The sequence below is a fragment of the Actinomycetota bacterium genome (genome assembly GCA_035697485.1).
Classification (GTDB): Bacteria; Actinomycetota; UBA4738; order UBA4738; family HRBIN12; genus JAOUEA01.
Window position 1 is genome coordinate 196,937 of sequence record DASSCU010000024.1, and the last position, 21,818, is coordinate 218,754.

Consider the following 21,818-nt stretch of genomic DNA (forward strand, 5'->3'; position numbering starts at 1 on the left):
CGAGCGTAGGATGGCTCGCATGAGGGTCCGCGCCTTCCTCGCCGACGGAGTGCAGGCGGTCGAGGGCAAGCTGTACGTGCTCGGCGCCGGATGGAACCGGCTCGCGACGCGCAGGTTCCCGACCCGACACGATCGCATCGGCATCGGCGCCCTCATCGTGCTGGAAGCGGGGGAAGCCGGTCGGCACTCAGTCGAGCTCCGCCTGCTCGACCCGAGCGGCACACCGGCCATGCTCGCGACCGACGCCGAGGGGACGGCGAAGCAGGCGATCCGCATCGGTTTCGGAGCGAGCGAGGCGACCGACGGCCTGGAGGAGACGATCGTGCCGCTGGCCCTGAACCTCGACGGGCTGGTCTTCAGGGAACCGGGCACCTACGCGTTCGAGCTCCGGGTCGACGAGGGCGAGCCCGAGCGTCTTTCGTTCAAGGTCGACCTCGCGGTGGAACGCGAGGGCGCCCACGTGCCCGAGGGCGGATCCACCTCCGCGCGTGCTGCGACGGAGGCCGGCTACCTCTAGTCGGTGGTGCCGGGCGCCAGGATGACTTTGCCCGACTGGCCGGAGGCTGTGGTGTCGAACGCCTCCTGCCACCGGTCGAGGCCGAAACGATGCGTGATCACAGGCGAGACGTCGACCCGTCCTGTCGACAGCAATGTCGTGGTCTGTTGCCAGGTTCGGAACATCTCCCGGCCTGTGATGCCCTGCAACCTGGCTTCCTTGAAGATCACCTGATCGTTCAGGTCGAGCGTGACCGCCGCGTCGGGCAGGCCCAGGAGCGACATGCGCCCGCCCCGGCCGAGCATGCGGGTGCCCTGATCGATCGCACGCGCGTTCCCGCTCATCTCCAGCACCACCTCGACGCCGGCGCCCCTCGTCTGCCCGAGCACCGCCGCCACGGGATCGACCTCGGTCGGGTCGAGCAGCACGTCGGCACCCATCTCCGACGCCTTGGTGCGCCGATAGGCGTTGGGCTCGATCGCGATCACCTCGAAGGCTCCCAGCGCCCGAACCACTCCGACCGCGAACATGCCGATCGGACCGCACCCGATCACGGCGACCGAGTTCGTGGCGATGTCCTCCCCGCCACCCGTGCCGAACGCCGCGTGCACCGCGTTCCCGAACGGCTCCATGATCGAGGCGACGTCGGGATCGATGCCCTCACCCACGACCCACGCATTCTGGGCCGGGAGCACGACGTACTCCGCGAACGCGCCTTCCGTGTCGACCCCGAGGATGCGGAGGTTCTCGCAGATGTGCGCGCGACCCGTTTGACACGTCGTGCAGTGGCCGCACGCGATGTGCGTCTCGGCGGCGACGAAGGCACCCGGATGCAGGTGGTGCACCTCGTCGCCGACGGCGTGGACGGTTCCGGCGACCTCGTGGCCGAAGGTCATCGGCACGTCGCGGACGCGCCGATCGGCCCACTCGTTCCACTCGAGCATATGCAGGTCGGTGCCGCAGATGGAGGCCCCGTGCACCCGAACCAGGACCTCGTCGTCAGCCGGCTCCGGGATCGCGATCTCGACCAGCTCCGCCCCGGGACCCCGGGCGGTCTTGCGCAGGGCCCGCATCGTTCCGTTCACGCCCGCAGGGTACCCTGCGCCGGGAACCGATCCGTCGCCGACACGCGTCTGAGCGTGACCCGAGGTGGAAGGACGAGCCGTGAAGCTCCGACCGATCGCTCCCATCGCGCTGATCCTCGCCATGGTCGCCTGTGCCGAGCCCTCGACGGACGGTAACGACCCTCCCTCGCCCTCCGTCGACCACGGGACCGCCCCCGACGACCTCCTGCTCCGGTGGGGGTACGAGGGTGGGTTCACGCCCCCGGAGTACCAGCTCACGAACCTTCCTTCGTTCTCGCTGTACGGCGACGGCACGATCGTGCGGCCGGGCCCGCAGATCGAGATCTACCCGGGTCCGGCGATCCCCGCGCTCGAGACGACGCATGTCGACGAGGACGGAGTGGATGCGATCCTCGACGCAGCGTTCGATGCGGGCCTCGACACCGTGGGCGACCTCATCGACATGGGCTCGGTCGGCATCGCCGACGCACCCGAGACCGTGTTCACGCTCCGGGCAGGAGGGGTCGATCGCACCATCCGCGTGTACGCCCTCGACGAGCTGACCGGACAGCCACCCGGCATGCCCGACGAGGAGTACGAAGCGAGGCAGGCGCTGCTCGAGCTGATCGATCAGCTCGCCTCCCTGGAGACCTGGCTGCCCGAGGGCTCGGTCGAGGCGAGCGAGGTGTACGACGTGGCCGGCGTCCGGGCCTTCGTCTCGAGGTATCGCGGTCAGGCCGACCTGCCCCAACCGGAGATCGAGTGGCCGCTCGACGAGCCGCTCCGCGGCATCGGGGAGGACGTCGGCTCGGGCTACCGCTGTCTCGTCGTGGCGGGCACGGACTGGACCGACCGCCTCGAGCCGCGGGCGGCGGAGGCGAACCAGCTCACCCCCTGGACCAGCGCCGGGCAGCGATACGCGATCGCGTTCCGGCCCCTCCTGCCTGACGAAACCACCTGCTGACGCCCCCGGCGTGGGGGTGGCAAAGCGTTCAAGCGGGCTTCGCCGCAGGCCGATGTATCCGATTGTCGGCATCGATCCGGCGATCAGACGTGCACGAACAGGCGGGCGGCGTGACCTTCGACGACGAGACGATGCAGGTGACCCCAGAGGCGGTGACGGCCCAGCAGGGCTTCTTCCCCTCGACCGTCGTCGCTCCCCCGGGCGTGGACGGTGGTCTCGCCGACCTGCAGTCGCAGCTGCAGGACCTCGAGGTCCGCTACCGCGGCCTCATCGATCGGCTCCCGGCGATCGTGTACATCGACGGCATCGGGATCGACGATCCGATGGTCGACGTCAGTCCCGGCATCGAGACCCTCTTCGGCGTGTCCCGCGAGGAATGGCTCACCCGCCGATCGAGCTGGGTGGATGTCGTGCATCCGGCGGACCGCGATCGAGTCGTGGCCACGAGCGATCACGCGACCGCGACGGGCGAGCCCTTCCACCTCGAGTACCGCGCGATCCACGGCGACGGCCGCGTGATCTGGGTGCAGGAAGACAGTGTGCTGGTCCGCGACGGGCACGGCACGCCAATGTATTGGCTCGGCATGATGCGCGACGTCACCGCCGACGTCGCCACACGGGGGCAGCTGTATGAGGCCCGGACCAAGTACGGCGCCCTCGTCGAGCAGATCCCGGCGATCGTCTACCAGGACCTCGCCGACGAGAACTGGACGACCGTGTACGTAAGCCCGCAGATCACCACGATCCTCGGGGTCGATCCCTCCGAGTACGTCGGTGACAGCACCCTGTGGGTGGACCTGATGCACCCGGACGACCGGGCGCGCACGATCGAAGCCGTCGAACGCGGCATCGAGGCCGGCGAGCCCTACTCGGTGGAGTACCGCATGATCGGGCGCGACGGTCGCCTCGTGTGGTTCCGCGATTCCGCGGTGGTCCTGAACGATGCCGAGGGTCGGCCGGTGATGGTGCAAGGCGTGATGCTGGACATCACCGAGGGCAAGGCAGCGGAGGAGCGCATCGCCTACCTCGCGTACCACGACAAGCTGACGGACATGCCGAACCGGGCGATGTTCGACGAGCTGCTCGACCTCTCACTGGCCCGCGCTCGCCGCAGCGGGCTCGGAGTGGCCGTGATCTCGGTCGACCTCGACGACTTCAAACTCGTGAACGACTCGCTCGGCCACGAGATGGGCGACGAGCTCATCAAGGTGCTGGCCGACCGCATCCGAGAGGCGACCCGCGACACCGACCTCGTGGCCCGCCCAGGCGGCGACGAGTTCCTCGTGCTCCTCGCCGACCTCGACATGACCCCGCCCGTGCCGGGTGGCCAGGACGGCGGCTCGATCGCCGCGGAGGCGGTGGCGATCCGCATCCAGGAGGCGATGCGAGCCCCGTTCGAGATCGCCGGCACCGAGCTCTACCTCACGGCCAGCCAGGGCATCGGGGTGTTTCCCCACGACGCCGAGGACGCGGTGACGCTGCTCAAGAACTCCGAGACGGCGATGTTCGAGTCGAAGAGGATCGGGCCGGGCGGGTTCGTGGTGCACACGAGGAAGTCCGGCGACTCGATGAACCGACTCTCGATGTCGACCCGACTGCGAAAGGCCGTCGAACAGAAGCAGTGGATGCTGCATTACCAGCCGTTGATCGAGCTCGATTCGGGCCGCATGTACGGGGTCGAGGCGCTGATCCGCTGGCCGGAGCCGAACGGCGGGCTCGTCCCCCCCGGGGACTTCATCCCGCTCGCGGAGGAGATGGGTCTGATCGAGGCGATCGGCGACTGGGTGGTCGAGGAGATCTGCCGCCAGGACGCGCAGTGGCGCGCGGAGGGCCTCGAGCTGGAGCTGGGCTTCAACCTCTCGCCTCGCCAGCTCTGGCAACCCGATCTCGTGAGCAAGATGGTGGCGCCGATCGTGATCGCGGGGGTCGACCCGTCGCGTGTGACGATCGAGATCACCGAGTCGACGGCGATGACCGATCCCGACCGCACGGTGGAACTGCTCCTCGAGATGCACGAGCGGGGACTGAAGCTCGCGATCGACGACTTCGGCACCGGCTACTCCTCCCTGGCGCGGCTCAAGCACATGCCGGTCGACATCCTCAAGATCGATCGCTCCTTCGTGCGCGACATCGACCTCGATCGCGACGCGGCCAGCATGGTCTCGGCCATGATCTCCCTCGCCGAGAACCTCGGCATGACGCCGCTCGCGGAGGGCATCGAGACCGAGGGCGAATGGCGGTTCCTCACCGACCGAGGGTGCACCCTCGGTCAGGGATACTTCTTCTCCCGGCCGGTGCCGGCCGACGAGATCCTCGCGCTCCACCGTCGGGCAGGGCTCACCGTGGTGGAGGGCGGTGCCGTCTAGCCCAGGATGGACTAGCGACGACGTTTCGGTCCGCGCAGGCCCGAGCGGCGACCGCGGGAACTGCCGCTGAACACCGTTCGCGGCGGCGCGACCTTCATGCCCTCTAGCTCGAACTCCGCGTGCAGGTCGAGGCGCGCGGCCATGCGGCTCACGTCGCCGAGCTGCTCGGGAGTCACGAACGTGACGCTCGTGCCGGTGCGACCCGCTCGCGCGGTACGGCCGACCCGATGGACGTACCCCTTGTCGTCCTGCGGCGGGTCGTAGTTCACGACGAGCGTGATGTCGTCGAGGTCGAGACCCCTCGCGGCGACGTCCGTCGCGATCAACACCCCGACGTGCTTCTCTTCGAACCGCTGCAGCGCCTTCTCCCGCGCCTGCTGGGTCATGTCGCCGTGCATCGCGACCGCGGGCAGCCCTTGGGCGCGCAGCTGCCGCGCCAGCGAATCGACTGCCCGCTTCGTGTTGACGAACACGAGCGTCAGGCCGTCGGGCTCCTCACCTCGGGCGAGCTCGATCAGCGTGGCCAGCTTCTCGTGCGAGCCGACAGGCACGAACCGGTGATCGGCCTCCTCGACCGTCTTGCCCTCTGACTCGATCTCGTGGCGCACGGGGTTGCGCGTGTACACCTCGGCGATACGGCCGACGGCACCGTCGAGGGTCGCCGAGAAGAACATCGTCTGACGATCCTTTGGCAGCCGGCGAACGATGCGGTCGACCTGGGGCTGGAAGCCCATGTCGAGCATGCGGTCTGCCTCGTCGAGCACGAAGATTCGCACGCCGTCGAGGCGGACCATCTTCCGTTGGGCGAGATCGTCGAGGCGCCCCGGCGTCGCGATCAGGATGTGCACGTCGCCCACGCCCTTGGACTGTTCGCTCACCCGGGTGCCGCCGTACACCGCCTTCACGTTCAGGTGCTTCGCCTTCGCGATCTCGGCGAACTCGTCGCGCACCTGGGTGGCCAGCTCCCTCGTCGGCACCAAGACCAGCGCCTCGGGACGGCTCGCGGCGTCGGGATCCAGTTGCTCGACGATCGGGATCGCGAACCCGAGCGTCTTGCCCGACCCGGTCTTCGACTTCGCCAACGTGTCGCGCCCCGACGTCGCGTCCTCGATCACCATCACCTGGATCGGGAACGGGTCGTCGATACCGCGGGCGGCGAGCGTGTCGATCACGGCATCGGAGACGCCGAGGTCGCGGAACGAGGGGATCGTACTGCTCATCTATATGAAGGGTAACGGTTCCGCTACAGCTCGAAGGAGTCGTCGGCGCCATGCCCGCCAGATGGATCACGATCAGGAGTTGGGCCGGCGCAAGGACTTCGCTCCGACGCTCAGCCGCCCCGTCGTGCGGATGACGCCGATGCGGTCGCGATGCCGTTGACCGTCGAGACGCAGCGCGGACCACAGCACCACTCGATCTTCGTGGCCCGGCGATCGCTGGCTCCCTCGGCATCCGGCCCTTCCACGGTCTGCGACGTTCCCGCACGCACGGGTACCCTTCGGTCACCAGTCACAGGGGGAGACGATGGACGACCGCATCCAGCTCTGGAACGACCTCGCCGCGCAGATCGGCGTCGACAGCATCCGCTGCACGACGGAGGCGGGATCGGGCCACCCGACGTCGTCGCTGTCCTGCGCTCATCTGCTCTCCGTGCTGTATTCGAGCCACCTCCGCTTCGACGTCGAGGACCCGAAGTCGCCGGCGAACGATCGGTTCGTGATGTCGAAGGGCCACGCCGCGCCGGCCCTGTACGCGACGCTCAAGGCGATCGGCGCGGTCTCCGACGAGGAGCTGCTCTCCCTGCGTCGATTCGGCTCGCCCATCCAAGGTCACCCGGCTCCGGTGCCCGAGCTGCCCTGGGTCGATGTCGCGACGGGTTCGCTGGGCCAGGGCCTCGGGGTCGGGCTCGGCATGGCGCTCGCGATGCGCCTCGACGGCACCGGCGGCCGTACGTTCGTGCTGCTCGGCGACTCCGAGGTTGCCGAGGGTTCCGTCTGGGAGGCCATGGAGGCCGCCGCCTTCCACGAGGTCGACGATCTCGTCGCGATCCTCGACATGAACCGCCTCGGGCAACGTGGACCGACGATGCACGGCTGGAACGGGGACCTGTTCGCCCGGAGGGCGCAGGCCTACGGCTGGCGCACGATCGAGATCGACGGGCACGACGTCGCGGCGATCGACGCCGCCTACTCCGAGGCGATCGCGGCCGACGGTCCGACGATGATCGTGGCACGCACGGAGAAGGGGCACGGGGTCTCGTTCGTCGCGAACCACGAGGGCTGGCACGGCAAGGCGATGTCGTCGGAGCAGGCAGCGCAGGCGATCGAGGAGCTGGGCGGCATCCGGTCCTTGACGATCACGCCTCCCTCGCCGCCCGACGTCAAGCCGCTCACCCTCGGAGAGCTGCGGGCCGCCCCTCCGCCCGCCTACACCGAGCCGATCCCGACCAGGAAGGCCTTCGGCGAGGCGCTCGCATGGCTCGCCGGTCACCGTGCCGATCTCGTCGTGCTCGACGGCGAGGTCGGCAACTCCACACACACCGAGGACTTCCAGGCCGTCGCGCCGGAGCGGTTCGTGGAGATGTACATCGCGGAGCAGGCGATGATCGGCGCCCAGACCGGGCTGCAGGCGCTCGGCAAGACGGCGTTCGCGGCGACGTTCGGCGCGTTCCTCACGCGGGCCTACGATCAGGTGCGTATGGGCGCGATCAGCCGCGCCGACCTGCGGCTCTGCGGATCGCACGCGGGCGTGTCGATCGGCGAGGACGGGCCGTCCCAGATGGCTCTCGAGGACCTCGCGATGTTCCGCGCGCTCCACGGTTCGACCGTGCTGTATCCGGCCGACGGCGCGGCGACGGTTCGGCTCGTCGCCGCGATGTGCGACCTGCCGGGCATCTCCTACATGCGCACGACCCGGGAGGCCACACCGGTCGTCTACGGCGCCGACGAGGAGTTCCCGATCGGTGGGTCGAAGACGCTGCGCAGCGGCGACGGCGGCGTCGCCACGATCGTGGGCGCCGGGGTCACGGTGCGTGAGAGTCTGGCGGCCGCCGACGCGCTCGCGGCGGAGGGCATCGCGGTCCGCGTGATCGACGCCTACAGCGTGAAGCCGATCGATGCGGCGACGCTGCGGCGGGCCCTCGATGAGACCGGCGCGATCGTCGTCGCCGAGGACCACCGGGTGGAGGGCGGGCTCGGCGACGCGGTGCTGGAAGCGCTGGCCGAGACCGGCACGCTCGCTGGCCGGGTGGTCAAGCTCGGCATCCACGACATGCCAGGCTCGGGAACACCGACGGAGATGCGGGCCTGGGCGGGGATCGACGCGACCTCGATCGCGGCCGGCGTGCGCGACGCGCTCCCCTGATCGGAAGGAACGCCCGGCGTGCGGTCAGGCCCGGTCGGCGCTCGTGACCTTCGTCGCCGCACCGGGCACGCCCCCGAAGGCGTAGGCGATGATCTCCTCCGGTGGCACCGGCTTCGAGAACAGGAAGCCCTGTCCGAGCATGCACTCGCGCTCGCGCAGGAAGGCGAGCTCCTCGGTGGTCTCGATGCCTTCGGCCAGGGTCGTCATGCCGAGGCCGCGAGCGAGCTCGAGGAACGCCCCGACGATGCTGGCCGACTGCTCGTCGGTCCCCACGTCGCTCACGAACGCCCGGTCGATCTTCAGGACGTCGACCGGCATCTCCCGCAACCTCGACAGCGACGAGTAGCCGGTGCCGAAGTCGTCGATCGCGATCCGCAGCCCACCTCGATGCAGATCCCAGAGGATCTCCTGGGCCCGATCGGGGTCCATCATCGCTGAGCTCTCGGTGATCTCGACCACCACCTGCGCAGGGTCGAGCCCGCCGTCGACGATGCGCGAGAGGATGCGATCGGACAGATCCGGCTGCCAGAACTGGCGAGGCGAGAGGTTGAACCCGATCTCGAGACCGATGTCGAGTTCATGCCAGGCCTGCGACTGGTACACGAGCTCGCGGACGACCCAGTCGCCGATCAGCTCGATCAGGCCGAGCTCCTCGGCGAGCGGGATGAACTCGATGGGCGGGACCATCGTGCCGTCGGGCTCGATCCACCGGATCAGCGCCTCCACCCCGACCATGCGCCCGGTCGCGAGCTCGATCACCGGCTGGTAGTGCAGGGTCCAGCGCTGCGTGTCGACCGCCTTGCGCAGCCGGGTGACGAACTGCAGCTTCGCGCTCGAGTCGGAGGCGCCGTTCGAGGAGATCGCGTAGCCGGCCGGGCCGCTCTTCTTCGATTCGTACATCGCGGCCTCCGCGTTGCGCTGGAGACCGTTGGCGTCGTCGGCGTCCTGCGGGTAGAGGCTGATGCCCATGCTGACCGAGACGTAGAGCTCCGTGCCGTCGATCGTGATCGGCGGCAGCATCGCGTCCTTCACCCGCTGAGCGGCCGCCTCGGCCCGAACGACCGCCCCCTCCATGTCGCCGCCGGCATCGCGCTCGAGGTCAGCGATCAGCATCAGGAACTGGTCGCCGCCACGGCGGGCGACGAGGTCGGTCTCTCGGGACGCCCCTCGCAGCCGATCGGCGACCGCGCGCAGGACCTCGTCGCCGCCCGTGTGCCCGAGCGAGTCGTTCACCAGGCGGAAGTCGTCGACGTCGACCGCGATCACGGCGACCGCTGCGTCGTGCCGCCGGGCCCTGGAGATGGAGAGCTCGAGCAGCTCGTCGAACATCGACCGGCTGGGCAGGCCCGTCAGCTCGTCGTGGTAGGCGAGGAACGCCACGTTCTCCTCGCCTCGCTTGCGTTCGGAGATATCCATCATCACGCCGTGGGAGAAGCGCGGCACGCCGCGGTCGTCGCGCACCATCCTGGCCTCATCGTGCACCCACACGATGTGGCCGTCGCGGTGGAACAGTCGGTACTCCATGCGGAAGGCCTCACCGGTCTCGTTGTGCCGCTCGTTCTCGGCGATCGCCCGCGCCCGGTCGTCCGGATGCAGCAGCTTCGGCCAGAGCTCCTCGTCCTCGATCCATTCGGCCGGCGAGTAGCCCAGCACCGTCTCGATCTGCGGGCTGATGTAGATGGTGGACGCGTTCTCGTCGGTGGCGTCGATGTAGCTCACGGCGGGTCCGTGCTCGATCATCGAGCGGTACCGATCCTCTTCCAGCGCTTGCGTCCGCTCGGCGAGCTCATGGTCGAAGAAGACGCCGAGGTTCCCCGCCACCGCCCGCATCGCGTCGATCTCGGCCTCGCTCCACGCCCGCTCTCGGGTGCAGTCGTCGAACCCGACGTATCCCCACCACTCCTCGCGTACGAACACCGGCACGGTCAGTGTCGAGAGCACCCCCTCGGCTTCGAGGACGGCGCGCTCGGTGTCCGGCATCGCTCGCACGGGCTCGGCGAGCACGTCGCCGCGCCAGTAGAGGTCGATGCGCCTGGTGAACGCCGGCGCGTAGGGGTGCAGGTGGTTGCCGGGATCGTCGAAGATCGGGGCGATCCCTGAGGCGTTCCATTCCGCACGGAGGTCCATCCATAGACGCCCCTGAGGGTCGCGGACGTTCTGGAACAGGTAGGCGCGGTCGGCGCCCGCGGCGCTGCCGAGGTGCGCCAGCACCTCTCGCAGCCTGCCCGCGGTATCGCCGTCCCCACGGAGCAGACGCTCGGCAGAGAACGCGACAGCGCTCAGCACGGCCTCGCCCCGAGCCGTGGAAGCCTCCATCTCTCCTCCAGCTATCGGCCCAGGTCGGAGGCCGCTTTACGCCTGCTACCCTGGTCCGACGATGGCTGACTACCGAGAGATCCTGCACGAGCGCCTGTACGTGAAGGTGCCCGGAACCGACACGCTGCGCAAGACCGCCGCCAACCGTGAGAAGCACCTGCTCGCCAACGGATGGCGCGAGCTCGACCGCCAACAGCGGACCGACCACGTGATGGTCATGTTCGAGCGCACCGGACACGCGCCGATGAAAGCTCGGTTGCCCAAGCAGGCACCCGAGGTGCGCATCGAACGCCGTCCCCGACGCGACGACAATCGGGGCGGCGGCCGGCGGCGCTGAGCCCGGAACGGCATCCGGCGGGTCCCATCGAGTCCCCGGATAACGTTCGGTTCCAGACGTGCTTCACCGGACGTTCTTCGGCTATCCTTGAGTTTCGCCGAAGGAATGCCGAGCGCCTCTTGCCCTGCCCATTCGGGAAGGAGCCCCGTCGCCGGCCCGACCAGACGCAGGAGGTGGCCCATGAGCGCCGCAGAGAACCCCAGCACCGTCCGTCCGGCCCATCGCGAGGCTCATGCCCACGCCTCCGAGGACCAGCCGTTCCACTACCCGCTCCAGCGGGAGTACGTCGAACCCGACTGGACCAGGCTTCCCGGCTACCGCGACGTCACGAGGCAACAGTGGGAGTCCGCGCAGTGGCAGCGCGCGCACTCCGTGAAGAACCTCAAGGAGTTCAAGGAGGCGCTCGGCGACTTCCTCACCGACGACCTCCTCGAGGACATCCGCCGCGACCAAGAAGAGCGCGCGACGATGTCGATGCTGATCCCGCCACAGATGATCAACACGATGGAGGTCAACGACTTGCGCGCCGACCGTGTCCGTCGGTACATGGCCCCGGCGTTGAGCGACCGCGAGACCGAATGGGCGTCGCACCCCATGGCCTCACGCGACTCGCTCCACGAGGCCGACATGTGGGCGGTCGAGGGACTCACCCACCGCTACCCCACGAAGGTGCTCGCCGAGCTGATCCCGACCTGCCCCCAGTACTGCGGGCACTGCACGCGCATGGACCTCGTCGGCAACGACACCCTGCAGGTCCTGAAGTACAAGTTCGAGATCAAGCAGAACGAGCGCTGGGACCTGATGCTCGACTACCTGCGACGGACCCCACAGGTGCGCGACGTCGTCGTATCGGGTGGGGACATGGCGAACGTCCCGGTCAAGCGGCTCGAGGGCTTCGTGATGTCGCTGCTCGAGATCGAGAACGTCCGCGACATCCGTCTCGCGACGAAGGGTCTCATGGGCATCCCGCAGCACTTCCTGCAGGACGACGTGAAGGAGGCGTTCGAGCGCATGGGGCGCACGGCCCGCGACCGGGGCGTCGATATCGCCCTGCACACTCACGTGAACTGCGCGCAGCAGGTGACCCCGCTCGTGGGCGACGCGGCGCGCATGGTGCTCGACTCGGGCTTCCGCGACGTGCGTAACCAGGGGGTGCTGCTGCGGGGCGTGAACACCTCGCCCGGCGACCTGCTGGAGCTGTGCTTCATGCTCCTCGATCACGCGAAGATCATGCCCTACTACTTCTACATGTGCGACATGATCCCCAACGCCGAGCACTGGCGCACGTCGGTCGCCGAGGCCCAGGACCTGCAGTATCAGCTGCTCGGGTACATGCCGGGGTTCGCCACGCCGCGAGTGATCTGCGACGTGCCGTTCGTCGGGAAGCGCTGGGTGCACATGCTGAAGAGCTACGACCGCGAGCGCGGCATCTCGTGCTGGACGAAGAACTACCGCACCGGCATCGAGTTCGACGATCCCGAGGCGCTCGGCCGAGAGTACGTGTACTTCGACCCGATCTACACGTTGCCCGAGGAGGGACAGGCCTGGTGGCGCGAGGAGGTTGCGAATGGGCTGCCCGACGCGCACTGGGTCGAGCCGCCCGCGCCGGTCGAGCCCGCAGCGGCCGACATCGCGGCGCCGAGCGCGGACGAACCCGCGTCGGTCTGAGCGCCCGGCCCGTGAGCGGCGACTGCTAGCGTGCGGGCATGACCCGGCTGCTCCATGTCGTCGGCGCGCAGATCGCACCGGTCGGTGGCGACCCCGACGCGACGTTCGAGAAGTTCGCTCACGAGGTGCGCACGATCCGTGCCTCCTTCCCGAGAGCGCAGCTCTACCTGTTTCCCGAGCTGTACCTGGCCGGCGAGATGCCGTTCCGCACGCACGTGCCGGTCGCCAAGAACCGCCACCGCGTGCCGGGGCCGCTCACCGAACGCATCGGCGCCGTGGCCCGCCGCGCCCGCCGCTGGATCCAGGCGGGCTCGATCTACGAGGCGGCGGGGCGTCGGACCTACAACACGGCGCTGCTCTTCTCGCCCGACGGGTCGCTCGTCGCGACCTACCGCAAGCTCTTCCCGTGGATGCCGTTCGAGGCCACGGATCCGGGTTCGGCGCCGCCACCCGTCGTCGACCTGGCCCGCATCGGCAAGGCCGGCATGCTGACCTGCTACGACGGCTGGTTCCCTGAGGTGCCTCGCTCGCTCGCGATGCGCGGCGCCGAGGTGCTGCTGCACCCCACGCTGACGAGCACCCCCGACCGTGAGGAGGAGGTCGTGCTCGCGCGCTCGAACGCGATCGCCAACCAGTGCTACGTGATCAACGTGAACGGGTCGCTCGACGTCGGAGGCGGCCGCTCCGTCGGCGTCGATCCGGAGGGGCGCGTGCTGTTCGAGGGTGGCTCCGGAGAGGAGTACTTCAGCGAGGTTCTCGACCTCGACCGCGTGCGGACGGTGCGCGGACGCGGGACGCGCGGCATGAACCGGCTGCTCTGGCAGCTCTCCCAGCACGGGCCGCGGGCGGCTGACCCCGACTATCCGGGGTTCCGGGCTCGCCGCCGCACGAGGTAGACGCCCGCCAGCACGGCAACCATGAGCCCGCCGACGGCGAGGATGAGGAGACGCCGACCCGAAGGCGTCACGGCGGGCTCCTCCTCGACCGGTACGGGGGAGGCGTCGACACGTTCGACCAGTCGCAGGGTGGGGCGGCCGCTCCTGAGCAGGTCGCACGACCCCTCGTCACGCACCACCACGCTCCACCGCAGTTGCCCGACGCCGGGCGAGGCACCGGTCTCGTCCTCGTCGGCGACCACGGTCCGCCCCGGCACCTGGAGCACGTACGTGTCGCCGTCGATCGTCGGCGGCAGGAACCGGCTCTGACCGGCTTCGGGCAACAAGAGCGTGGTCGTCACGGCATCGGGCACAGCGTCGTACCGCAGTATCCGGTTCAAGCCCCGGTACATGCCCGCGTCGACCGCCGGGGCGTCCGGATCGAACAGCACGACGTCGATCCGGAAAGGGTGGCCCTCCCCGTCGGGCACGACGAGCGGCTCCGCGAAGCGGAGCGTGAAACGGATCGACGTGCCGAGCTCGACGATCTCGCCACGCGCTTCCACGAGATCGGGCGCCGCCACCGCTTCACTGCGGGCGAGGATGTGGGGACACGGGCCCACGTCGCCGGGTGGATCGCCGGCAGCCAGCAGCAGGGGCGAGACGAGGAGGACGGCAACGGCCAGCCGGGCTCGCGTCACGATTCCGGACAGTCACGGGGCTCGAGGATCAACGGCTCGAGCCGGGGTTCCTGCGTGAAGTCGAACGCCCCGGTGAGCGGGTCGGCCCGAGCGTCGCGGTCGGTCATCGGCTTCAGCCCGTGGAGCTCCTCGATGAAGCGCAGCACCGAGGAGAACTCGTAGACGTTGTCGTCGATCGCGCCGCCGTCGGGGTTGTCGCCCCGACGGGTCCAGGGGGAGATGATCAGGGCCGGCGTGCGCGGCCCGAGACCCATGATGTCGTAGTGCGGCGGCGGCAGGTGGTCGTAGAAGCCGCCGAAGTCGTCCCACACGATCACGACCGCGGTGTTCGGCCACGCGTCACTGCGCTGGATGGCGTTCACGTATTGCACGGTCCAGTTCTCGCCCTCGCACACGTTCGTGCCCGACCCGGGGTGCTCGTTCGGCTGACCCTCAGGCGGGATCAACCACGACACCGCGGGCAGGGCGTCCTGCTTCAGGTCCTGCAGGATCGTCGCCGGGTCCTGAACCTTCTTCCACATGTCGCCGAAGCGAACGTGGCGGATCGCCTGGAGCGCGTTCATCCACTTGTCGGGCAACGCGTAGTACTTCCAGCTGATCCTCTTTCGCTCCAGCTGGTCCTGGATCACCGGGATGTTGATGCAGGTGCGGGTGCTCTCCCAGTACGCCGCGATCTTCAGCAGCTGGCCGCTCGGAGGACCTCCTCTCGTGATGTTCTTCTCGAGCCGCATGATCCGTTTCATATCGGCGTCGGTGAGGTCCTCGATCGGGAACCGCTGCGTGTACTCGTCGGGGTCATCGCAGTAGTTGCCCTCGGTGTTGGTCGTCGACTTGTTATCGACGATCCCGTAGCTCTGCGCAGCCACCGTGTACAGGTGCTCGGGGAACGTGGGCCCGTACATCGAGGTGAAGAAGTGGTCGGCGATCACGAAGCGGTCGGCGTAGGCCCAATACGCTGGCAGGGAATCGCGGTCGTACTGCGAGTACCCGGCGAGGTCCTCCCCCAACGGGATGCAGTTGAAGCCGTTCATCTTGCCGCCGTTGATCGCGAGCAGCCCGGGATAGAACGCGTGGCCGAGGTCATGCGGTTGCACGAGCGGCGAGTCCTTCAGCGTCACGGTCCCCGCATCCTCGAAGGTCGAACAGTCCATCGTGGCTCCCTCGGCCGCGCCCTCGACCCCCGGGTACCGGCCGAAATAGTGGTCGAAGCTGCGGTTCTCCTTGACCAGGAAGATCACGTGCTCGATCGGGTTCTCGCCCGGCACGACCGTGCCCCGCCCCTGGTCGTCTCCTTGCCCTCCGCCGCCGTTCCCCTGGCCGCTCGCGCCGTCGCGGCGCGTGCCACCGACCTGCTCGGTCGCATCGCCTCGCGGCCACACGAACCAGACCAGGGCCACGATCAGCACCACGATCAGCGCCGCGAACGCGCGACGTCGGGCGATCTGCTGGCGGGACGGACGGCGCGGACCGGCGGCACGGATGAGGGGACCCGACGGTTGCTGCACGATGCAGGAGTCTAGCGTCAGGCCCCAGGCCGCAGAGGGGCTCCTTCCACCAGTTCCGCGAGCGTGAGGGCGAGTTCCCGGCGGATGGCCGCGTAGGCCGGATCGGCGGCTCGGTTCCGGAGCTCCGACGGGTCCGCCGCGCCGAGGCGCCCCACGAGGTCGTAGAGCTCCACCGTGCCGTCCGTATGCTCCAGATAGCTGAACGCCTCGGTGCGCACACCACGCCATGCGGGCACCTCGCCGTCGCCCACCCACTCGATCAACACCGCGTCTGGCGACACCGCGGCCCCGGTCCGGTCGTCCAGCACCGGTCGCACGCTGCGCCCGTCGATCTGGGCAGGCACGCCGAGACCGGCCAGATCGAGGATCGTCGGCGCGAGATCCACGTTCGACACGGGGGTGGTCACCGCGCGGCCGTCGGTCCAAGGGGACCGAACGACGAGCGGGGTGCGCACACACGCGTCGTAGGGGCAACGCTTGCCCACCCAGCGGTGCTCTCCGAAGGAGTAGCCGTTGTCGGAGAGGAATATCACGATCGTGTCCTCGAGCTCCCCTCTGGCCCGCACCTCGGCCACGAGCGAACGGAGCGCCCGGTCGACCGCTCCGAGCGTCTCCAGCATGCTCCGACGGTCCTCGGCCAGGGCATCGGCCGCGGCGGCCTCGATCGCAGGAAGCGCCCGGACCCAGTCCGGCTTGCCTCGCACGTCGTTCAGAGCCCGGAGGCTCGGCGCGTCCACGTCGACGCCGGCGAACGACCCGGCATCCTGCGGGGCGGGGGTCCAGGGTTCGTGCGGCGCGGTCGGGGCGTAGACGAGGAACCACGGCCGATCCCGTGACGCCCCCCGCAGGAACGTGGACGCCTCGTCGGCCAACAGCGACGTGGCGTACGCCCGCTCGCTCGTGCCCGCCGTGAACGGCACGCCCTGATCGACGAACGGGTACCCCGCGTAGGTCGTCGAGAGGTCGAGGTTGCGCTTCGCGAGGAACCGATCCCATCCCGCCGGCACGTACGGCCCACGGCCCCACGGGTACCCGTTGAGGTACTTGCCGAGGAAGGCGGTCTGGTAGCCGGCGTCGTCGAACCATGTCGCGAGCGTCGCCGACTCGTCGAAGTCAGCGCCGTCGCCGTTGTCCTCGACCCCCGTGTGGCGAGCGTACCGGCCCGTCAGGATCGAGGCGCGCGACGGACAACACAGCGGCACGTTCAGGAACGCGTTCGTGAACCGCACCCACCGGTCGGCCGGATCCGCGAGACGCGACTCCAGCCACGGCATCGCCGGCGGCCCCACGGCCCTGGGGAGCGTGTCCCACGGCTGGTCGTCGGTGATCACGATGAGCACGTTGGGCGGACGCTCACCCGCCCCCTGGACCGGCGGCAGGGGAAGCGCCGCCGCCACGACGCACCCGAGGACCGCCAAGAGCGTGGCGGCGGCGGCGCGAACGTTGCCGTCGCCGCGCAGGGCCGAGCCCATCTCAGCGGTCGAGCCACCCTCCGTCCCGACCGTGCGCGTCGGCGACGATCCCCGCCGCGATCGACAGCGCGATCGATCCTGGGTCGCGGCCACCGAGGTCGAGCCCGAGCGGCGAACGCACACGAGTGATCTCGTCGTCCGTGACCCCCATCGAGCGCAACGCCTCGACGTGATGGCCCACATGGCGACGGCTGCCCATCACCCCGACGAATCGGGCAGGAGAGCGGAGCCCTTCGGCGAGCATCGGCGCCACGTCGGGAGCGTCGTGATCGGTGAAGACCACCACGTCGCGACCGCCGAGCGCACCGGCGTCCACCGTCGGGACCACAGGCCCGTCGTCGGGACGGACCCGCTCGACCCTGGGTTCCACGAGCACGACGCGGTAGCCGAGACGCTCGAGGTGCGATCGGAGTTCCCGGGCCACGTCGGTCGCCGAGACGATGACCGCGGTCGGGGCCAGCCCGTGCGGCTCGAAGTACACCTCGATCTCGCCAAGATCGTGTGTCAAGGTCCGGGTCTCCGGATCCCCCGACGCCATGACCTGCGCAGCGGCGTCGACGGCGGCGGCGTCGAACTCGGCGCATCCGAGCGTGCCGCGCACCTCGCCACCCACCACGATCGACATCGCCGCCCCGACCCGGCAGGGCGGCGAACCATGCACGCGGACCGCCTTGGCCTCCACGGTCGGCTGGATCGCCACCGCTGCGGCGTCGCCACCGGCTGCCTCTCTGGGAGCCATCTCGTGTCCCGTGGGATGCGTACCGGTCGCCCCCCCGAGGAGCTGCAACGCGTGCGGCAGCACCGGCATGATCGCCGACAAGCCCTCCCGCACGCCCGAGGGCGAGCCGGGAAGGTTCACGACGAGCGAGTCCCCGATCGTGCCGGCGACCGCGCGAGACAGCGCTGCCATCGGCGTCTGGGTGAGACCCTCGGCTCGCATCAGCTCGGCCAAGCCCGGGGCTTCCCGGTCGATGACGGCGCGCGTCGCCTCCGGCGTCACGTCGCGGGGCCCGAACCCTGTGCCGCCCGTCGTCACGACGAGCCCGTGCGATGCCGAGAGTTCCGTCAAGACGCCTTCGATCTCGCGGCGCTCGTCGGGCACGACGCTGCGCGTCGTGACCTCGAACCCGCTCGCGCGCAGGATCGACTCCGCGAGGTCGCCCGACTCGTCGACCCGCGAGCCGTGGGTCACCCCGTCGGAGACGGTGACCACCGCGGTCGAGATCGTCGATGCCACCCCATCATCCTCGCACCTCGCGTGCCGACCGACCTCCGCCTCGCGCGGTGCGCTCGAAGCGGGGTACTCTGGGCGAGATGCCCGATCCCACCCCGAGCCCGGCGCCCGCGACCGGCCCGCTGATCGACACCTTCGGCAGGGTCGGCAGCGACCTGCGTATCTCGGTGACCGACCGCTGCAACTTCCGGTGCACCTACTGCATGCCTGCCGAGGGGGTCGCGTGGCTGCCGAAGGACGAGATCCTGACGTTCGAGGAGCTCACGCGGCTGCTGCGCCTGTTCGTCCGGCTCGGGGTCGAGTCGATCAAGGTCACGGGCGGCGAGCCGACCGTGCGTGCAGATCTGCCCACGCTCGTCGCCATGTTCCGTGAGGCCGGCCCCGATCTCGACATCTCACTCACGACGAACGGGGTGCTCCTGGAGACGCTGGCCGCACCGCTGGCCGCGGCGGGAGTCGATCGTGCAACCGTGTCGTGCGATTCGCTGCTGCGGCACCGCTTCGTGGAGATGACGCGCCGCGACGCCTTGGAGAAGGTGCTGCGGGGGCTCCACGCCGCCGAAGACGCCGGGCTCACCCCGATCAAGATCAACTGCGTCGTGATCGGTGGCACGAACGACGACGAGCTCGTCGGGTTCGCTCGCTGGGCGCGTGAGACCGGCTACCAAGTGCGCTTCATCGAGTACATGCCGCTCGACGCCCAGCACGCATGGGAGCGGCAGAAGGTCGTGCCGGCCCGCACGGTGCTCGACCGCATCGGCGAGGAGTTCCCGCTCGTCGCCGACGGCGAGGGCGCCGAGCCGGCCACGACGTACGGCTTCGCCGACGGCGCCCCGGGCCGAATCGGGGTGATCCCGAGCGTCACCGAGCCGTTCTGCGACTCGTGCAACCGCATGCGGCTGACCGCGGAGGGGCAGTTCCGCAACTGCCTGTTCGCCCTCGAGGAGACGGACCTGCGCGGCCCGATGCGTGCCGGTGCGAGCGACGACGACCTCGAGGCGCTGCTGCGCGAGGCGATGTGGCGGAAGTGGGCCGGCCACCGCATCGATCACGCCGACTTCGTGCAGCCCATCCGCAGCATGTCGATGATCGGCGGCTGAGCGAACGACGGAGGCCGGGGCTCGCGCCCCGGCCTCCGTTCGTGCTCGCGTTCGGAGCGGCCTACGCCGGCGCCACCGCCAGATGGTCGAGCGCCGCGATGTATCCGAACTCGTCGTAGGAGTAGTTGACGACGTTCGGACCGACGATGTCGGTCTGGTTCGTGTACGTGCGAGGCACCCAGGGCACGATCTCTTCCATCAGCATCTTGTCGAGATCGGCCCAGCACTGCGTGCGCTCGTCTCCGACCGGCAGTGCCGCGCACTCGGACAGCTTCTCGTCGGCGCTCGGCACCGACGTCACGGGATACCCCCAGTCTTCCATCTCGGCTTCGGTCGCGCCCACGGCCGAGTAGTTGCAACAGCCGGGGTAGAGCGCACCGAACTCGCTGCTGCCGAACAGCGGCGGTCCGAACGTGTACGGGTCGGGATAGTCCTGGAGCCATCCGACCTGCAGGCAGATCGGGATACGCTCGGCCAGATTGTTGCACTTGGCGTACATCGCCGTCGTGGTCAGACCCTTGACGTCGAGCTCGATGCCGATCTCCTCGAGGTTCTGCTGCCACAACGCCGCCACCTTGCGGCCCGTCGCGCTGTCGGACGCGTAGATCGCGACGACACCCGTGCACTCGTCCGCATCGCAGATGCCGTCGCCGTCACTGTCGTACTTGGACGTCGACATCTGCTCCTTCGCGAGCTCGGCATCGCCGCCGTCCTCCGGCGTCGCGTAGGGGTCGTAGTCGACCAGCAGGTTGTTCAGCAGCGCGTCGGGGAAGATGTGTCCCGCGTTCACCCCGACCAAGGGGCCGCCGGCCAGCTGCCGGCCGCCCGCCTTGTCGTAGGCGAAGTTGACGGCCTTCCGCACCTGCACGTCGTCGAAGGGCGGCACGCCCAGGTTCATCGACGTGTACGAGGTCGCCGGCTGCGGGTACACGTGGAGCCGATCCTGCAGATCCGGGTTGGTGCTGTACTCCTTCAGCTGGTCGGCCTCAGGCGGATCCATCACGAAGTCGAGCTCGCCGGCCTGAAGCTTGTTGTACAGGTCGGGCACCGAGCCGCCGATCTCGATCGTGATCTCGTCCGCGTACGCGGGCCGCAGGTCGTCGGTCTCCGCCGACCAAGAGGGGTTGCGCACCATCACGAGCGAACGACCGGGTGTATACCCCGCGACCGCCTTCTGCCTATCCGCCGGCTGCGAGAAGTCCATGTCCTCGCTGCCCTGGAACATGTACGGACCGGTCGCGACCAAGTAGCGGCCGTAGTCCTTCGTGTGCCCCTCGGCGGCGCCGAGACGGGCGTCTCCGTTGGGCGGGATCGGCGCGGTGGCGGGCATCGCGAACCGCCAGCCGAGGTCGCCGGTCGGCTCGGTCACCGTCACCTCGAGGGTGTAGTCGTCGACGGCCTTGATGCCGGAGATCTCGTCGGCGTCACCGGCCCCGAAGTCGTCGAAGCCCTCGATCGCCGAGTAGTAGAAGCTGTATCCGCCGGCGCTGGCCTTCGGGTCGGCCTCACGCTCGACCGCTCGCACGATATCCTGCGCCGTGACCTCGACGTCCTCGAACGGCGGAGAGTACATGACCCCCTGCTTGAGTGGGAACGTCCAGGTCAGGGCATCCTCGCTCACGGTCGGCAGATCGGCAGCGATGTCGGGGCGCAGCTCTGCGCCGCCCTCGTCGACGGGCTTGCCGTTCGTCGCGTACAGCGTCCGAGCGAGGCAGCACTTCAAGATCTCGAAGGAGAGTTGGTAGTACTCCTTGGCCGGATCGAACGCAGCGCTGGCCGGCTCGGAGGAGACCGCGATCCGCACCGTTCCACCACGAGGGATGTCGCCTCCGTCCGCCGTCGGCGACGCGGCCGGCTCGTCCCCTCCTCCATCGCCGCCACATGCCGCCGCGACGATGCCCAGGACCGCCAGGACGGCGATCCACCGCGCGTATCTCCTCATGCGCGAACCCCCTCTCTCAAAGGTGCACAGATGTTCTCACCGGAACCACCGCCGGTCCAACAACCCATATACGCACGGAACGCACCACAAGGGTTGCCCATCTGCGAGACGGGCTCCCGCGTGGACGCGGCAACCTTCGACGGGTCACCGAATGTTCACGTGGGCGCGAGTCTGCTCGGTGCCGAGAGGTTGCGCCCCCTCTCCGGCGGCGCGGGGGCCGGGCGTCTCGCCCGGCCTCCGCGACCCCCTCTCACGGCCTACCCGGACTGGAGCCCGTCGAGGTTCGCTTCGATCGCCCCTTCGGGCGACTCTCCGATGGTGACGTTGTCGACCGTACCGTCGGCGTTCACGTAGTACACGGTCGGGAAACTCGAGACCCCGAGCCCCTGCATCAACGTGCCGGCCCCGTCGTCGA

Annotated in this window: 16 protein-coding genes; 8 read left to right on the forward strand and 8 right to left on the reverse strand. The window is 69.2% G+C overall.

All coding sequences use genetic code 11. The features are described from left to right. The first annotated feature begins 19 nt into the window (after positions 1-19). Positions 20-517, forward strand: a complete 498-nt coding sequence (locus tag VFI59_07710; protein HET6713579.1) for a hypothetical protein — start codon at positions 20-22, stop codon at positions 515-517. Here the strand turns inward: VFI59_07710 and tdh are convergent. Then, positions 514-1,581, reverse strand: coding sequence for an L-threonine 3-dehydrogenase (gene tdh, locus VFI59_07715; GenBank protein ID HET6713580.1), 1,068 nt, complete (start codon positions 1,579-1,581; stop codon positions 514-516). The genes VFI59_07710 and tdh overlap by 4 nt on opposite strands. Positions 1,582-1,660: 79 nt before the next feature. Here tdh and VFI59_07720 point away from each other — a divergent pair, with 79 nt between their 5' ends. Further along, positions 1,661-2,524 (forward strand): hypothetical protein, encoded by an 864-nt coding sequence (locus tag VFI59_07720; protein ID HET6713581.1) that lies wholly within the window; start codon positions 1,661-1,663, stop codon positions 2,522-2,524. An 89-nt stretch (positions 2,525-2,613) separates the two neighbouring features. Next, on the forward strand, positions 2,614-4,890 hold the full coding sequence (locus tag VFI59_07725; GenBank protein HET6713582.1) for an EAL domain-containing protein: 2,277 nt from the start codon (positions 2,614-2,616) through the stop codon (positions 4,888-4,890). Between the two features lie 11 nt (positions 4,891-4,901). On the opposite strand, the gene VFI59_07730 is transcribed toward VFI59_07725, so the two are convergent. Continuing rightward, positions 4,902-6,110, reverse strand: a complete 1,209-nt coding sequence (locus VFI59_07730) for a DEAD/DEAH box helicase (protein ID HET6713583.1) — start codon at positions 6,108-6,110, stop codon at positions 4,902-4,904. Between the two features lie 304 nt (positions 6,111-6,414). On the opposite strand from VFI59_07730, the gene VFI59_07735 reads away from it, so the two are divergent. After that, on the forward strand, positions 6,415-8,253 hold the full coding sequence (locus VFI59_07735; GenBank protein HET6713584.1) for a transketolase: 1,839 nt from the start codon (positions 6,415-6,417) through the stop codon (positions 8,251-8,253). 24 nt (positions 8,254-8,277) lie between these two features. On the opposite strand, the gene VFI59_07740 is transcribed toward VFI59_07735, so the two are convergent. After that, positions 8,278-10,569 (reverse strand): EAL domain-containing protein, encoded by a 2,292-nt coding sequence (locus tag VFI59_07740; GenBank protein ID HET6713585.1) that lies wholly within the window; start codon positions 10,567-10,569, stop codon positions 8,278-8,280. 61 nt (positions 10,570-10,630) lie between these two features. Here VFI59_07740 and VFI59_07745 point away from each other — a divergent pair, with 61 nt between their 5' ends. From VFI59_07745 to VFI59_07755, 3 genes are all read left to right on the forward strand, one after another. Beyond that, positions 10,631-10,906, forward strand: a complete 276-nt coding sequence (locus VFI59_07745; GenBank protein ID HET6713586.1) for a hypothetical protein — start codon at positions 10,631-10,633, stop codon at positions 10,904-10,906. Positions 10,907-11,086: 180 nt separating this feature from the next. After that, complete coding sequence (locus VFI59_07750; GenBank protein ID HET6713587.1) at positions 11,087-12,574, forward strand: lysine 2,3-aminomutase; 1,488 nt, start codon at positions 11,087-11,089, stop codon at positions 12,572-12,574. Positions 12,575-12,612: 38 nt separating this feature from the next. Further along, positions 12,613-13,470 carry a carbon-nitrogen hydrolase family protein gene (locus tag VFI59_07755; protein ID HET6713588.1) on the forward strand — a complete coding sequence of 286 codons (858 nt, stop codon included), beginning with the start codon at positions 12,613-12,615 and terminating at the stop codon, positions 13,468-13,470. On the opposite strand, the gene VFI59_07760 is transcribed toward VFI59_07755, so the two are convergent. The 4 genes from VFI59_07760 to VFI59_07775 are packed head-to-tail and all read right to left on the reverse strand — an operon-like array spanning position 13,434 to position 18,364. Beyond that, the gene (locus VFI59_07760) at positions 13,434-14,150 is read right to left on the reverse strand and encodes a hypothetical protein (protein HET6713589.1); all 717 of its coding nucleotides are present in this window, start codon (positions 14,148-14,150) and stop codon (positions 13,434-13,436) included. The two genes, VFI59_07755 and VFI59_07760, sit on opposite strands and share 37 nt — an antisense overlap. Continuing rightward, positions 14,147-15,655: an alkaline phosphatase family protein gene (locus tag VFI59_07765; GenBank protein HET6713590.1), complete on the reverse strand. Its 1,509-nt coding sequence runs from the start codon at positions 15,653-15,655 to the stop codon at positions 14,147-14,149. Before VFI59_07765 ends, VFI59_07760 begins: the two co-directional genes overlap by 4 nt. Before the next feature lie 17 nt (positions 15,656-15,672). Then, positions 15,673-17,127, reverse strand: coding sequence for a sulfatase (locus tag VFI59_07770; GenBank protein HET6713591.1), 1,455 nt, complete (start codon positions 17,125-17,127; stop codon positions 15,673-15,675). 1 nt (position 17,128) lies between these two features. Continuing rightward, on the reverse strand, positions 17,129-18,364 hold the full coding sequence (locus tag VFI59_07775; protein ID HET6713592.1) for a molybdenum cofactor synthesis domain-containing protein: 1,236 nt from the start codon (positions 18,362-18,364) through the stop codon (positions 17,129-17,131). 77 nt (positions 18,365-18,441) lie between these two features. Here VFI59_07775 and moaA point away from each other — a divergent pair, with 77 nt between their 5' ends. Further along, positions 18,442-19,461, forward strand: a complete 1,020-nt coding sequence (gene moaA, locus VFI59_07780; protein ID HET6713593.1) for a GTP 3',8-cyclase MoaA — start codon at positions 18,442-18,444, stop codon at positions 19,459-19,461. A 61-nt stretch (positions 19,462-19,522) separates the two neighbouring features. Here the strand turns inward: moaA and VFI59_07785 are convergent, their stop codons facing one another. Beyond that, the gene (locus VFI59_07785; protein HET6713594.1) at positions 19,523-21,403 is read right to left on the reverse strand and encodes an ABC transporter substrate-binding protein; all 1,881 of its coding nucleotides are present in this window, start codon (positions 21,401-21,403) and stop codon (positions 19,523-19,525) included. Positions 21,404-21,818 lie beyond the last annotated feature (415 nt).